General features: G+C 33.7%; 11 protein-coding genes. 7 read left to right on the forward strand and 4 right to left on the reverse strand.

What is annotated here, in order from left to right; translation table 11 throughout:
- Positions 1 to 12 precede the first annotated feature (12 nt).
- The 5 genes from pelA (at position 13) to APR43_RS02735 (ending at position 6,362) form a co-directional block, all read left to right on the forward strand.
- Positions 13 to 2,022, forward strand: coding sequence for a pectate lyase (gene pelA / locus APR43_RS02715; protein ID WP_053471988.1), 2,010 nt, complete (start codon positions 13 to 15; stop codon positions 2,020 to 2,022).
- A gap of 94 nt (positions 2,023 to 2,116) precedes the next feature.
- Complete coding sequence (locus APR43_RS02720) at positions 2,117 to 3,466, forward strand: glycoside hydrolase family 28 protein (RefSeq protein WP_053471987.1); 1,350 nt, start codon at positions 2,117 to 2,119, stop codon at positions 3,464 to 3,466.
- A gap of 246 nt (positions 3,467 to 3,712) precedes the next feature.
- Positions 3,713 to 4,456 carry a rhamnogalacturonan acetylesterase gene (locus APR43_RS02725; protein WP_053471986.1) on the forward strand — a complete coding sequence of 248 codons (744 nt, stop codon included), beginning with the start codon at positions 3,713 to 3,715 and terminating at the stop codon, positions 4,454 to 4,456.
- 41 nt (positions 4,457 to 4,497) lie between these two features.
- Positions 4,498 to 5,793 carry a DUF4861 domain-containing protein gene (locus APR43_RS02730; RefSeq protein ID WP_053471985.1) on the forward strand — a complete coding sequence of 432 codons (1,296 nt, stop codon included), beginning with the start codon at positions 4,498 to 4,500 and terminating at the stop codon, positions 5,791 to 5,793.
- Positions 5,794 to 6,185: 392 nt separating this feature from the next.
- Positions 6,186 to 6,362 (forward strand): histone H1, encoded by a 177-nt coding sequence (locus APR43_RS02735; RefSeq protein WP_026729959.1) that lies wholly within the window; start codon positions 6,186 to 6,188, stop codon positions 6,360 to 6,362.
- A 123-nt stretch (positions 6,363 to 6,485) separates the two neighbouring features.
- On the opposite strand, the gene APR43_RS02740 is transcribed toward APR43_RS02735, so the two are convergent.
- The 3 genes from APR43_RS02740 to APR43_RS02750 form a co-directional block, all read right to left on the reverse strand.
- The gene (locus tag APR43_RS02740; protein ID WP_053471984.1) at positions 6,486 to 7,799 is read right to left on the reverse strand and encodes a WG repeat-containing protein; all 1,314 of its coding nucleotides are present in this window, start codon (positions 7,797 to 7,799) and stop codon (positions 6,486 to 6,488) included.
- Between the two features lie 69 nt (positions 7,800 to 7,868).
- Complete coding sequence (locus tag APR43_RS02745) at positions 7,869 to 8,771, reverse strand: hypothetical protein (protein ID WP_205720327.1); 903 nt, start codon at positions 8,769 to 8,771, stop codon at positions 7,869 to 7,871.
- Positions 8,772 to 8,876: 105 nt separating this feature from the next.
- On the reverse strand, positions 8,877 to 9,782 hold the full coding sequence (locus tag APR43_RS02750) for a helix-turn-helix domain-containing protein (RefSeq protein ID WP_053471983.1): 906 nt from the start codon (positions 9,780 to 9,782) through the stop codon (positions 8,877 to 8,879).
- 255 nt (positions 9,783 to 10,037) lie between these two features.
- On the opposite strand from APR43_RS02750, the gene APR43_RS02755 reads away from it, so the two are divergent.
- The gene (locus APR43_RS02755) at positions 10,038 to 11,096 is read left to right on the forward strand and encodes an NAD(P)-dependent alcohol dehydrogenase (RefSeq protein WP_053471982.1); all 1,059 of its coding nucleotides are present in this window, start codon (positions 10,038 to 10,040) and stop codon (positions 11,094 to 11,096) included.
- Positions 11,097 to 11,230: 134 nt separating this feature from the next.
- Here APR43_RS02755 and APR43_RS02760 read toward each other — a convergent pair whose 3' ends face one another.
- Complete coding sequence (locus tag APR43_RS02760; RefSeq protein WP_053471981.1) at positions 11,231 to 12,271, reverse strand: GntR family transcriptional regulator; 1,041 nt, start codon at positions 12,269 to 12,271, stop codon at positions 11,231 to 11,233.
- Between the two features lie 383 nt (positions 12,272 to 12,654).
- On the opposite strand from APR43_RS02760, the gene rhaT reads away from it, so the two are divergent.
- On the forward strand, positions 12,655 to 13,704 hold the full coding sequence (gene rhaT, locus APR43_RS02765) for an L-rhamnose/proton symporter RhaT (RefSeq protein WP_053471980.1): 1,050 nt from the start codon (positions 12,655 to 12,657) through the stop codon (positions 13,702 to 13,704).
- Positions 13,705 to 13,721: the final 17 nt, after the last annotated feature.

The following is a 13,721-nucleotide window of genomic DNA, read 5'->3' on the forward strand; positions in this document are numbered from 1 at the left end:
TAAAAGAATAAAATGATTCCACTAAAAAAAATAGTACTGCTTTTTATTGTTGGTTTTAGTTTTGCAGTAAATGCGCAAAATACTTATAAAAACTGGCCGGATATTATTCGTAAAAATGATGCGTCCTGGTTTGGTACAGAAGAAGCGAAAAAGATTGCCGAAAATGTTTTGCTTTATCAAAGAGATATTGGAGGCTGGCCAAAGAACATTCAAATGCAGAATGAGCTGACTCCATCACAGAAAAAAGAATTACTTGAAATAAAGAAAACTACAAAAGAAACCACGACAGACAATGGAGCAACGACCCAGGAAATGCTTTTTATGTCTAAAATGTATGCGCAGGTTAAAGACGAACGCTATAAAGAATCCTTTTTAAAAGGTTTAAATTATTTGTTAGAAGCCCAATATGCAAACGGCGGCTGGCCTCAGTTTTATCCCTTAAAAAAAGGATATTACACCCATATAACATATAATGACGATTCGATGGTTCGCATTTTAAATGTGATGAAAGAAGTTGCTGAAGAAACTGATTTTTACAGCATTAAACCCTCAAAAGATATTGTTGCCAAAACTAAAATAGCTTTTGATAAAGGCATCGACTGCATTATCAAAACACAATACAAACAAAACGGAGTTTTAACGGCTTGGTGCGCTCAGCATGATGAGGTTACATTACTTCCGGCAAAGGCGAGAGCGTATGAACTTCCTTCGCTTAGCGGAAAAGAATCGGCTAAAATTGTTTTGCTTTTAATGTCAATTCAAAAACCTTCACCAGAAATAATTACTGCTGTAAAAAGTGCCAATATCTGGTTTGAAAAAACAAAAATTACCAATCTGGAAGAAAAACGTGTTTTAAATGACGCCGGAAAAATTATCGATAAAAAAATGATTCCGGTTCAAAATGCGTCACCAATCTGGGCGAGATTTATGGAGTTGGATAACAACGAACCTTTCTTTAGTGATCGTGACGGAATCAAAAAGAAATCACTGGATGAAATAGGCGAAGAACGCAGAAATGGTTACGCTTGGTATACCGACGAGCCAAAAGAAGTTTTGAAAAAATACGATTCCTGGGCAGTTAAAAATGGTATAAAAGTTTCGGAAACAGCATCAGAGAAAAAAAAAACTAACTTCTTAACGGTTGCTCAGGATGGCTCTGGTGACTTTACCAAAATACAAGATGCCATTTATGCAAGTCCGTCTTTTCCTTATGAAAAAGTGACCATTTTTATAAAAAACGGAACCTATAAAGAAAAGCTTAGAATCCCGGAATGGAACAACAATTTGATTTTATTGGGAGAAAGCAAAGAAAATACCATTATTACTTTTGATGACAATTTTTCGAAGATCAATTTAGGACGCAACAGCACTTTTTATACTTCGACTCTTTTAGTTGAAGGAGACGATTTTTCGGCATCAAATTTAACCATTCAAAATGCTTCTGGAGATAAAGGTCAGGCAATTGCATTATCAGTGGTAAGCAATCGGGCTAAAATTTCAAATTGTATTATTTTAGGAAATCAAGACACCCTTTATTTATCAGGAAAAAATGCCAAACAATATTTTAAAGACTGTTATATTGAAGGAACAACTGATTTTATTTTTGGAGGTTCAACCGCATTATTCGAAAACTGTGTCATTCACAGTATTAAAAGTTCCTACGTAACAGCTGCATCAACTCCCGAAGGAACAGCGTACGGCTTTGTTTTTAAGAATTGTAAGCTAACGGCTGAACCTTCTGCCAATGCCGTTTATTTAGGAAGGCCGTGGCGTATTTATGCCAAAACAGTTTATATAAACTGCGAATTAGGAAAACATATAAAACCCGAAGGCTGGGAAAACTGGTCAAAACCAGATGCGGAGAAAAACACCTTTTATGCCGAATACAATAACAGCGGAGAAGGATTTCAGCCAGCGAAAAGAGTAACATGGTCACACCAGCTTACCAAATCAGAAGCAGATCAATATTCGATAGAAAATATTTTAAAAGATACAACGATACCTTGGTATCTTAGTTACTAAGTTTCTAAGATGCTAAGACTCTAAGTTTTGTTTGACTCCAGAATCTTAGCATCTCAGTATCTCAGAAACTTAGCACCTTAGAACCTTAAAAAAAATGAAATATCTTATCCTCATATTAATCAGCTTTAGCTCATTTGCCCAGAACAATGATTTTCCAACGGCAAAAGTTGATTCTATTGTAAAAAGAATCCAGCTTCCGGTTTTTCCTGCTTATCAGGTAAATATTTTAAAATTAGGTGCAAAAGGAGATTCCATTACAAACAACAAAGCTGTTTTTGATAAAGCGATGGCATTGTGCAAAAAGAATAATGGCGGAACTATTATTGTGCCAAAAGGCATTTATAAAATAAATGGGCCAATTCATTTTGTAAGCCATGTAAACCTTAAAATAGAAAAAGGAGCAAAGATCAAGTTTAGTGACAACCCGCAGGATTACCTTCCAATGGTTTTAACAAGCTGGGAAGGAACTATGCTATATAATTATAGTCCGCTTATATATGCCAATGAATGTACCAATATTGCCATAACAGGCGAAGGAACAATTGATGGAGAAGGAGGAAAAGTATGGAAAAGCTTTAAAGCAAAAGAAGGTCAGGGTAAAGATTTAAGCCGTGAAATGAACCATAATAATATTCCGTTAAAAGACAGAAAGTTTGGCGAAAGTTATTTCCTGCGTCCGCATATGATTCAGTTTTTGAATTCTAAAAATATTTTAGTCGAAAATGTGAGAATCGAAAATTCGCCGTTTTGGTGTCTGCATCTTTTAAAATCACAAAGCATTACCGTTCGAGGTATCAGTTATAAATCATTAAATCATAATAATGACGGAATCGATCCAGAATATGCCAAAGATGTTTTAATAGAAAATGTAACTTTTAATAACGGTGACGATAACGTTGCTATAAAGGCAGGCAGAGATCACGAAGGAAGAGCCAATACAGCAACTCCAAGTGAAAATATAATAATTAGAAACTGTAATTTTAAAGGACTTCATGGCGTGGTTATTGGGAGTGAAATGTCGGCTGGAGTTCAGAATGTTTTTGTAGAGAATTGTAAAACCATCGGTTACTTAAAAAGAGGAATTTATCTAAAAACCAATGCCGATAGAGGCGGTTTTATTAAAAATATATTCGTTCGGAATATTCAATTAGATCAGGTGGAAGACTGTATTTATATTACAGCCAATTATCACGGAGAAGGAAAAGGATTTCAATCGGATATATCGAATGTTTCATTCTCGAATATTACCTGTAATAAAGCATCAGAATCCGGAATTGTAATTCAGGGTTTCCCCGATAAAAAAATCAAAAACATCTCACTCAAAAATATAGAAATTAAAGAAGCAAAAAATGCCCTCTCAAACGAAAATGCCGAAAATGTTTTAATGACAGATGTTTTTATAGGACAAAGGGCAACAGTGCCAACGGCAGTTTCGAAACCTTGAATTTTTAGGTTCAAAGGTGCAGAGGTTCAAAGGGACAAAGGTTTTTTCTGTAGAGGTGCGCAGAAGTGCGTTTATTTTTAGGTACAAAGTTACAGAGGTTCAAAGGGACAAAGGTTTTTCTGTAGAGACGCACAGCAGTGCGTCTACGCAAAGAGTATCCGTAAAGATATGTCCTCCTGAGCGAAGTCGAAGGAACGCAAGTAACTCCGCATTTCAAAATCTAAAATCTAAAATCTAAAATCTAAAATGAAAAAATACATCTTAATCTTATTACTAATCACATCAGCTTGTTTCGCACAAAAAACAGCAGTGTATTGTATTGGCGATTCGACAATGGCAAACAAAAAAGATCCGGAGCGTAATCCAGAGCACGGGTGGGCACAAGTTTTACAGCCCTTTTTTAAAGACGATATCGTTGTGGTTAACAAAGCAGTAAATGGGCGAAGCACAAAAAGTTTTATTAACGAAAAACGCTGGGATTCCATTTATAAAAAACTAAAGAAAGGCGATTATGTCTTTATACAATTTGGACATAACGATGAAAAAATAGAAGATTCTGCCCGTTACACTAGCCCGCATACAGCGTATAGATATAACTTAATTCGTTTTGTAAAAGAAAGCAGGGAAAAAGGAGCAATCCCAATTTTGTTAACTTCAATTGCAAGACGCAACTTTAATGAAAAAGGAGTATTAGTTCCTACACACGGAGATTATCCTTTAGAAACCCGTTTAACGGCGCAGGAATATAAAGTCCCTTTCATTGATTTAGAATATTATACCGAAGTTTTAGAACAATCTTACGGGCCAGAAAAATCAAAACAACTGCATTTGCATTTTAAAGCGGGTGAAAATGCCTATTATGATAAAGATAAGGCAGATGATACGCATCTTTCTTTATTAGGTGCCAAAACGATTGCACAAATAGTAGTAAATCAAATTAAAGTTTTAGATGATAAAACTTTAGAAAACCTTAAAAAAGGAATCAGATAAATTAATTTCAAATGCCTGAATTGGTTTAAAATATAAAAAAAATGAAAAGTACAATCAATCTTTGCACTTCGATTGCATTCTCTACACTAATTTTTGCGTCGTGCCAGGCGCAGCAAAAACTTTCTAAAGAAAATAAGATTGTTTTAAAAAACACTTCTAATATCGAATTATTTCAAAAAGCCATTGCTGTAAAAAGAAATCAGCTTACACTAAATAAAGATTTAGGAACTTATCCGGTATTGCTTTTTAAAAATGATACCATTCCTGCACAGGTTAATGATTTAAACGGTGATGGAAAATGGGATGAACTTTTTTTTGTAACCGATTTTTCTCCAAATGAAGAAAAAACAATAGTGCTGAATTGGTCGCAGAAAGATCCTAAATATCCAATAAAAACAAGCGTTCGATTTGGAAAAAGAGAAGGGAAGAACCTTCCTGTTCATCCAGATACGCAGGAAATTTTGATGGCAGACCAGGTACATAAAAAATTAGGTTATCAAAAATACCAAACAGATGGACCAACCTGGGAGAATGATAAAGTAGGTTTCAGGCATTATTTAGATGGCAGAAACTCAAAAGATGTCTTTGGGAAAAAATTGCCCGGAATAACGCCGGAAGATGTTGGAATTAACAGCAAAGGAGCCGTTGAAGACAATTATCATGTAATGTACGACTGGGGAAGAGATATTTTTCCTGTTGGAAATTCGGCTGGTTTAGGAGGATTTGCCTTATTGACTAATGACAATAAAATCAACAGACTGGGAATACTTGCTGCTGACACTTTAAATAATATCGAAAAAACAACTTTTAAAATTGTTAGTGAAGGCCCGGTTAATTCGGTTTTAAGTTATACGTATCAAAATTGGGAAGCTTCGGGAAATAAATATCAGGCACAGGAAACCACTTCAATCTGGCCGGGAATGTATGGTTATAAAAATACAGTTTCGCTGAATGGTTTAAAAGGAAACGAAATGCTGCTTGTTACACTTTCTAATCTTAACAACCAAAACCCGCTGCAGGTAATTGAAGCTGGAGATTTTGTGTGTTTTATACAACATGATAAATTGACCTATGAACGTCAATGGATTTTAGGAACTGCTGTTATTGTTCCGAAAAATGTTTACAAAGGATATATTGAAGCACCAAAAACAGGACAGCTGACAGATTCTTATTTAATAAAACTGAAAACAAAGAACAAAGAAGAAATTAGTTATTATCCAATAGCGGGATGGGAATTAAGTGCAGATGCAAACTTTAAGGATTCTGTTTACTTCACCAATTATGTAACCAATTTGGCAAAGCAGCTTTCGGCTAAAATTAAGATAAGTATAAAATAAGTTTGATATCAACGTCATTTAAGATATATAATAACAAAATCATAATATTTGACTTGTATTTTGAAGTTCTGCCTTTAAATAGACAATCAATTGGGGAAAAATTCCACACATTCTCAGTGGTGAAATAAAAATTTAAGCGAAAATCTTATAATTTAAAACCATTTTATTTTTTTATAAACCTATTTTAAAACATGTCTAAATAAGCTCTTAAATTTTGTTTTGATAATAATTGTCTGATTAATAGTTTGTTGCGGAAAGATGATTTAGCAAAATGTGATTCGTAAATTTTAGGTTAATTTAAAGTACAAAAAACAATGATAATTTTAACAGCAAATATGTTGTAACTATCAATCAAACTTCTATTTTTGCGCCTTAATTTAATAATTATAAGCATGAAAGATCTATTAGTAAAAATCAACGCCGAAATTGACACATTCAAAGCAGAAGCTGAATCTTTAACTGAAAAAGGTATCAAAGCTGCAGGACCAAGAGCACGTAAAGCTACTTTAGAAATCGAAAAACTTTTAAAAGAGTTCAGAAAAGTTTCTATCGAAGAATCAAAAAAATAATACAACTAAAACCTCGTCAATCGACGAGGTTTTTTTTGCTTCAAATTAAAGTACAAGAATAAAGTAATAAAGCTAAAAAACTCAGAGCCTTAGAATCTAAGTATCTCAGCACCTCAAAAAAAACTATCGTTTTGGCTCAGCAGCGATTAATTCTTTAGTTTTTAAATCATATATTTTAGTTTCATTACTGCATTGAAACATAACTTGCAAGCGGTTTTTTTCCATAAAATCAAACCGATAAGTGCAATGATTGTTTTTCTCTTCTTTTAACTTAATAATTTCGGTACCATCTTGATTGTATAATGCGTATACATCGTAGCTGCCTTCGTTTTTAATTGTAAAATAGTAAAAAATCAATAATTTATTATCTTTGAAAAAATTTACAAATTCCTCACTGGGCTGATTATAAAAATTTATTTTTTGCATCCATATTTGGTTAAATTCAGGAGGCAGGATAATCTTTCCACTTTGATCTATAACCCCGATAACATTTCCCTCTTTTTGAAGTGAAAAAACAAAAAGGTTATCTATAATGATGTCATAATCAGGGTGAATATCAGCAAAATGAGCTATTCTATGTTTTACAGGTTCAAGAAAAGAATAGGCAAAAGGCGAAACAGATCCATCAAAATCAACAATTTGAATTCCTTTTTCAGTTTCTGAAAAATAATATTTATCATAAGCCATTACCACATTGTTTGCCGTATTAGGTTTTACATTTAATGTACTGTCAATCACAGTATCATAATACGGATTTGGTTTTCTGGTTTCTTTATTACGTCTCTTTGCCCATATTTCATTTTTGTTTTTTACATATAGATAGTGTTCAAATTCTTCATGTTTTTTAAAAAGAATCTTTTTATCTGTGTTAAGATCAAAATAACCAAATTGATTGTCGCTGTTAAGAGAAATCATATTTTTTTTATTCAGATGTGTTATGAAAGGATAGGTACAAATCTCGCTTGCTTTATTATCATCTAAGCGAAATAATTTGTCATTATATTTTGCAAGATTGGTCTGTTCGGGAATGATTTGCTCACCCAAAAGTTGTTTTTTGGTTATAAGGTAAAGTTGTTTGTTGTGGTAAAAAAGTGACTTTACATCTTCGTCTTCCTCAAAAGTATATATTAACTTACCATTTACATTAAATAGAAAACTTTTGGAATTCCAAGAAATGGTATCTAGCGGAGAATATCCAATATAAAAAATCTGCTTTGATGTTGGCGGGTAAGTTTCACCAACCAAATACCGATCTATTGCCTCATAGTTTGGCGGAATAAGAACTTGTTTGGTAGAAGTAACCATTACACCGCTTTTAGTACTTTTCATAAATATAGAATAAGGCGTATCTGAAAAAGCGTAATATTTTAATTTTGCTTTGCAGGAATTAAAAAGGATACAAGACAGAATCAGCAATACATAAAGTGTATTTTTCATAGACTTACTTTTATTATAATGATATAATAAATTGTAAAAAGGTTGGAATTGGTACGTTTTTTTATTCGGTTATACTTCGTAAAAAATAGTTAGTTGTTTTAATCGGCTTTTTACCAAGTCATTTTTTAGAGGTTCGAAGTGAAATACTTCTGCATTATTTTTTCTAACCGTGATGTAAAATGGCTGATTCATTTTTTGTGTGAGATGATAAATGGTTTCCAGTTCGGCAATATCTTCAAACCAGCTTGCCATTGCGTATAAAGAAGGGAAGGGCGTTTTTTGCAGCTTTGCGTATATTTCGGGTGCCATTTCTATAGATAACGGACTTCCACCTCTAAAGCGAGTTTTTTCAAGTAATGGATCGATGTATTTTTCGGCAGGAACATTCATTTTGTACCAAATAGATTCAGTAAAAATGGTTGGTTCGATTAGAGTATCTTTATCAAGAGGATGAGGCGTTAGTTCTAGCACAGCATCAACAACATGCGTAGTCTCATGAAGCAGCACATAAAGAAACGCATCCATTTCACCGGCTTCAATACGGACTTCATAATCGGGATTTGTTGAACGATCATAGCAAATGAGCTCTTTTGCAGTAGCCCATTGAGAAATTGTTTCGTTGAGTATACCAGCCCGAAAAGTAATATTAAATACTTTCAAACTATCTTGATTTTCAACAGGAGATGTAAGGGCAGTATTAGGCATGTTATCCATAAAACTAATACTATGCAAATTTGTTTTTAAGATTTTCTGATGCAGAGGCGGTAAAAAAGAGAATGCTTTTTCAACCTTTGCTCTTTCATTTTCAGTCAATTCGTGATTTACAGGATTCATTCCGGCATCGCGAAATTTTTTATAGACACTTTCGGGAGCATTTAAAACCCGTTTAATGGCATCCTGATTTGTGGTCTGACCAAATGTTTTAAGCGATAAAAATAAGCAGAGAATAGCCGTAAGGTAGTTTTGTATCATTGATGATGAAATAGAAGTTTTTGTTTTGGATGCAAAATAAGATCTGGAAATCTGATTTTCATACCTCAAAACTATTAAAAAGAAATGTGGTTTAAGCTGAAAAAATCAAATATTGCTTTCCCTGCGATAGGTTTTTGGAGTTAATTGCTGACTTCTTTTGAAAAAATTGATAAAATGAGGAAGATCATCAAAACCCAGACACCACGCAATCTCAGAGATATTCCAATCCGTATGCTGAAGGAGGCTTCTTGCTTCCTGCATAATTCTTTCGGAGATAAGCTGGGTCGTAGTTCTTCCTGTCACCTGTTTCAAAGCGTGATTGAGGTGATTAACATGTATGGATAATTGATGCGCAAATTCAGTTGGGTAACGAAATTCCATTCGCTGCATATGTGATTCGATAGGAAATTGTCTTTCCAGGAGTTCCATAAAAATAGAACTTATTCTTTGGGAACCATTTGAGTCATTATATCGCTGATAGGCCGCCGGTTCCAGTTTTAGTGCTGTAAGAATAAGCTGAAGCAGCATGGCTCGAAGCGAATCGTATTTATAGCTGAATTCCAAAGTAATTTCGTGCAGCATCTGCTTGAAGATATTTTCAAACTGAACATATTGCTCCTCGTTCAAATGAAAAAGCGGAACATTGCCAGGCTTATAAACCGGATAATCTTTGATATTTACAAACTGGTCAAAAAACTCATCGGTAAAGATGCAGAAATAAGAAGTCTGCTCAGAATCGATATGTTCCCAGGAATAAGGAATATTAGGATTAGTGAATAATAAAGCACAATCAGACTCCATTGTTTTGTCAGCATAATACAGCTTGGTTCTGCCTTTTAATAAACTTATTTTATAGAGAGATTTTCTGTTGAAAGGCTTGCAATTGAACTTATCATCTGTATTGTGTTTTATGTAAAGCACATTAAAATTTTTGATGTCTTTATCAAACAATCCGGGCATAAAAACCCTGCTGTCATTTTTGAGATCCTTATGTAAATCAATTTCCTTCATCTTTGCTAAAATTAGTAGTTTAACTACTTTTTATACAGGTAGTTGTAAACTGATTTTGCTTTATGTAAATATAGCACAAAGGTATAAAATCGAATACAAGTAAATTGGTAATATCAAATAGAAAGCTGTAAAAATCAAAGAAACGTTTGCTATTTGACATATTTGATTTTTTCAGCTTTTCATTTGAAATACACATCTTTAAAGATAGATACTGCGAATAACTTTGCAACGATTATAACACTAAACCTAAAAACAATGATTGCAGTAAAAGGATATGCGGCACAAAGTGCAAATGAAACGCTGGCTCCATGGAATTTCGAGAGAAGGGAAGTTGGAGCACATGACGTACAAATCGAAATTTTATATTGTGGAGTCTGCCACTCAGATCTTGCGCAAATTAACAATGAATGGTTTCCGGGAATTTTCCCAATGGTTCCAGGACACGAAATAGTAGGCCGTATCACAAAAGTGGGAGATCACGTTAAAGGTTTCAAAATAGGCGATCTTGCCGGAATTGGTACTATGGTTAATTCATGCGGAGAATGCGGACACTGTAAAGACGGATTGGAACAATATTGCAGTGAAGGTGTTGTGCCTACTTATAACGGTCTTGACAAATTTGGAGACGGCAAACCAACATATGGAGGCTATTCTAACTCTATTGTAACCCATGAAAACTTTACGGTTCACATTCCAGAAACATTAAACTTAGCAGCAACAGCGCCTTTGTTATGCGCAGGAATCACAACTTATTCGCCATTAAAACACTGGAAAATAGGTAAAGGACATAAAGTTGCTGTTCTTGGTTTGGGCGGACTTGGACACATGGCTGTAAAATTTGCAGTTGCCCTGGGAGCTGAAGTTACTATTTTGAGTACTTCTCCACAAAAAGAAGTTGATGCAAAAAGATTGGGTGCTCATCATTTTGTAGTAACGAAAGATGCGGCGCAAGTTGAAAAAGTAAAGAGTTCTTTCGACTTTATTGTAGATACAGTAGCAGCAGACCACGATTTTAACTTTTACCTGTCTTTACTTAATATTGATGGAGTTCATATTTGCGTGGGTGTTCCGGTAGAAGGAATTCATCTGGATGGAGCTTTAGGCGCTTTTTCATTATTAGGCGGACGTAAAAGTATTGTAGGATCTGCCTGCGGAGGAATAGCCGAAACTCAGGAAATGCTAAACTTTTGTGCCGAACATAATATTGTTGCCGATATTGAATTAATCGACATCAAAGACATCACCACAGCCTATGAAAGAATGCTAAAAAATGATGTAAAATACCGTTTCGTAATCGACATGGCAACTTTATAAAAGCATCAAATAAACTATCTAATCATCTGCAATGAGAAATAAAAACCTTATTGCAGATTTTTTTGTTTTAAACCGCTGTAAAAAAAAACTTAGTCCCGATAGCTATCGGGATAGCATCTCAGAATCTCAGCATCTTAGATAGAATTTCTATCAATAAAATTAAAAGGAACTTTAAACTGACCTTTTTCTTTATTCAAAATCATTCTCGCAGCAGTTTCTCCCATAATATTAAAATCGGTAGACATTACGGTTATGCCCAGTAATTCTTTTAATGGCGTATCATTATAAGAGATTACGCCGATATCTTTCCCTAAAACATATTCCTCATCGCGAATCTGTTTCATTAAATTCACCAGATCAGATTCTTCAATAGTAATAAATAAATCACCTTTTTTAAGAATCATATCATCATATACTTCACTAAGAATTTCAAAGTTGATCTCGTGTTCCACACAAAATTTTCTAAAACCATGCAGAATTCTTCTCGGATACGGATAAACAGCTTTATCAGGATAAACTAAAATTAATCTTTTGTATTTGGTGATTTTCGTTAAACCTTCTTTCAGCGCATTATAAATATCATTTTCAAAATCCTGATAAATTTTAATGATTTCACCTTCATGCGAAAGTTTGATATTATCCATTAAAACCAGTTTCTCCTCAGGAATTCTCTGAATCGCTTTGGCAACTTCATCCGTAAAACTCAAATGTTTTAATTCATCGGTTTTAAAATGCGTTGTAATAACATAATAATCGTAAGCCCCTTCAAACTTATCCAGTAAATTTAAAAACAGCGTTTCGTCGCAATGATAAATATGAAGATCAGTATGCGCATTCGCACCAAGCGTATCAATAAACGAGCTGTAGGTTTTCATTTTGTAAGCGCTCAGTTTATTAAACAAAAACAAAATATTTACTTTTGACTCCAGTTTTGTTCGGGTAATATAATATCCTTTTCCTCTAATCGAAGAAATGATTTTTCTTTCCTTTAAAATATTATAGGCTTTTTCAACCGTATCGCGCGACATATAAAACTCTTCGCTGAAACTGTTTATAGAAGGAATTTTTTGGTTGATTTTTAAATTTCCGTTAGCAATATTCTGCAAAATCGAGTCAACAATTTGTTTGTATTTTGGAACCCTCGAATCTTCATCTATTTTAATTAATTTAATCATGCTGCTATTTTGCAATCTGTTTCAGGTTTTGGGGCATGAAACAATTTTTTTTAATTATAATTTTATAAAAAACAATCCTAAAAACTGCTTCATATATTGATTTTACTACTTTCCTTACAAACAATAACGATAAAATAAAAGTACTCTTTACTTTCAGGGTGTTATATCAACTAGAGGAAATAATAATAACGAAATCGATTGCTAAAGTAGCGTTTTTAAATTTATTTTTCCAATACAATTGCATTGATCTTTGCAATTAATGCGCACTTTTAACAAAAAATACACGAATCATAAAGGATAGTACAGGACAGTTTTCTTTTTTACATTATATTATTTTACAAAACGAAATTAACTATCGCAATTAACCACAAACAAATTATTAAATGGAATCATTATTAGGAATCATTTTTCATTCTATCGGAGGATTTTCTTCAGGTAGTTTTTATATGCCTTTTAAAAAAGTTAAAGATTGGGCTTGGGAAAGCTACTGGCTTGTAGGCGGATTTTTTTCCTGGTTAATTGTACCGCCAATTGCTGCCTATTTAACGATTCCAAATTTTACTGAAATTATTGTAACAGCGTCACCAGCCATCAAAACCTTTACTTTTTCAATGGGATTGATTTGGGGAATTGGCGGATTAACATACGGTCTTGGCGTTCGTTATTTAGGAATGTCACTTGGAAATTCGATCATTTTAGGATTCTGTTCTGCATTTGGAGCTTTAGTTCCTTCTATATATTATGATTTGTATCCAACAGAAGGTAAAATTTCGTTTAGCGAAATGCTGGCAAGTTCTGGCGGACGATTGGTTTTACTAGGCGTTGCTGTCTGCCTTTTAGGAATTGCAATTTCTGGAAAAGCGGGAATCCTAAAAGAAAAAGATTTTGCTGTTGGTCACGAAGATAAAGACAAAGATTTCAGTCTTGTAAAAGGTTTAATAATTGCGGTAATTTCTGGAATTTTAAGTTCTTTTTTTAACTACGGAATCGAAGCCGGAAAACCAATGGCAGAACAGGCAGTAATAAATGGCTGTAACCCATTGTTTCAAAATAATGTAACCTATATTGTTTTGCTTTGGGGAGGTTTAACCACCAATTTTATCTGGTGTATCTATTTAAATTTTAAAAATAAAACGATTGGAGATTATACCAATAAAGCAACTCCAATTACAAAAAATGTGTTTTTTTCAGCACTTGCCGGTACAATGTGGTTTTTGCAGTTTTTCTTTTACGGAATGGGCGAAAGCAAATTAGGAAACGGGGCAAGCTCATGGATTCTGCATATGGCAACCATTATTTTAACAGCAAATTTTTGGGGATTCTATTTGAAAGAGTGGCAGGGTGTTTCGCAAAAAACATTCAGGACTTTTATCTGGGGAATCGGATTGATAATGCTTTCGATCATTTTAGTCGGAATTGGGAATTCTTTGTAAATACTTGAAAAAATATA

The organism is Flavobacterium sp. NLM (assembly GCF_002210235.1).
Taxonomy (GTDB): domain Bacteria; phylum Bacteroidota; class Bacteroidia; order Flavobacteriales; family Flavobacteriaceae; genus Flavobacterium; species Flavobacterium panici.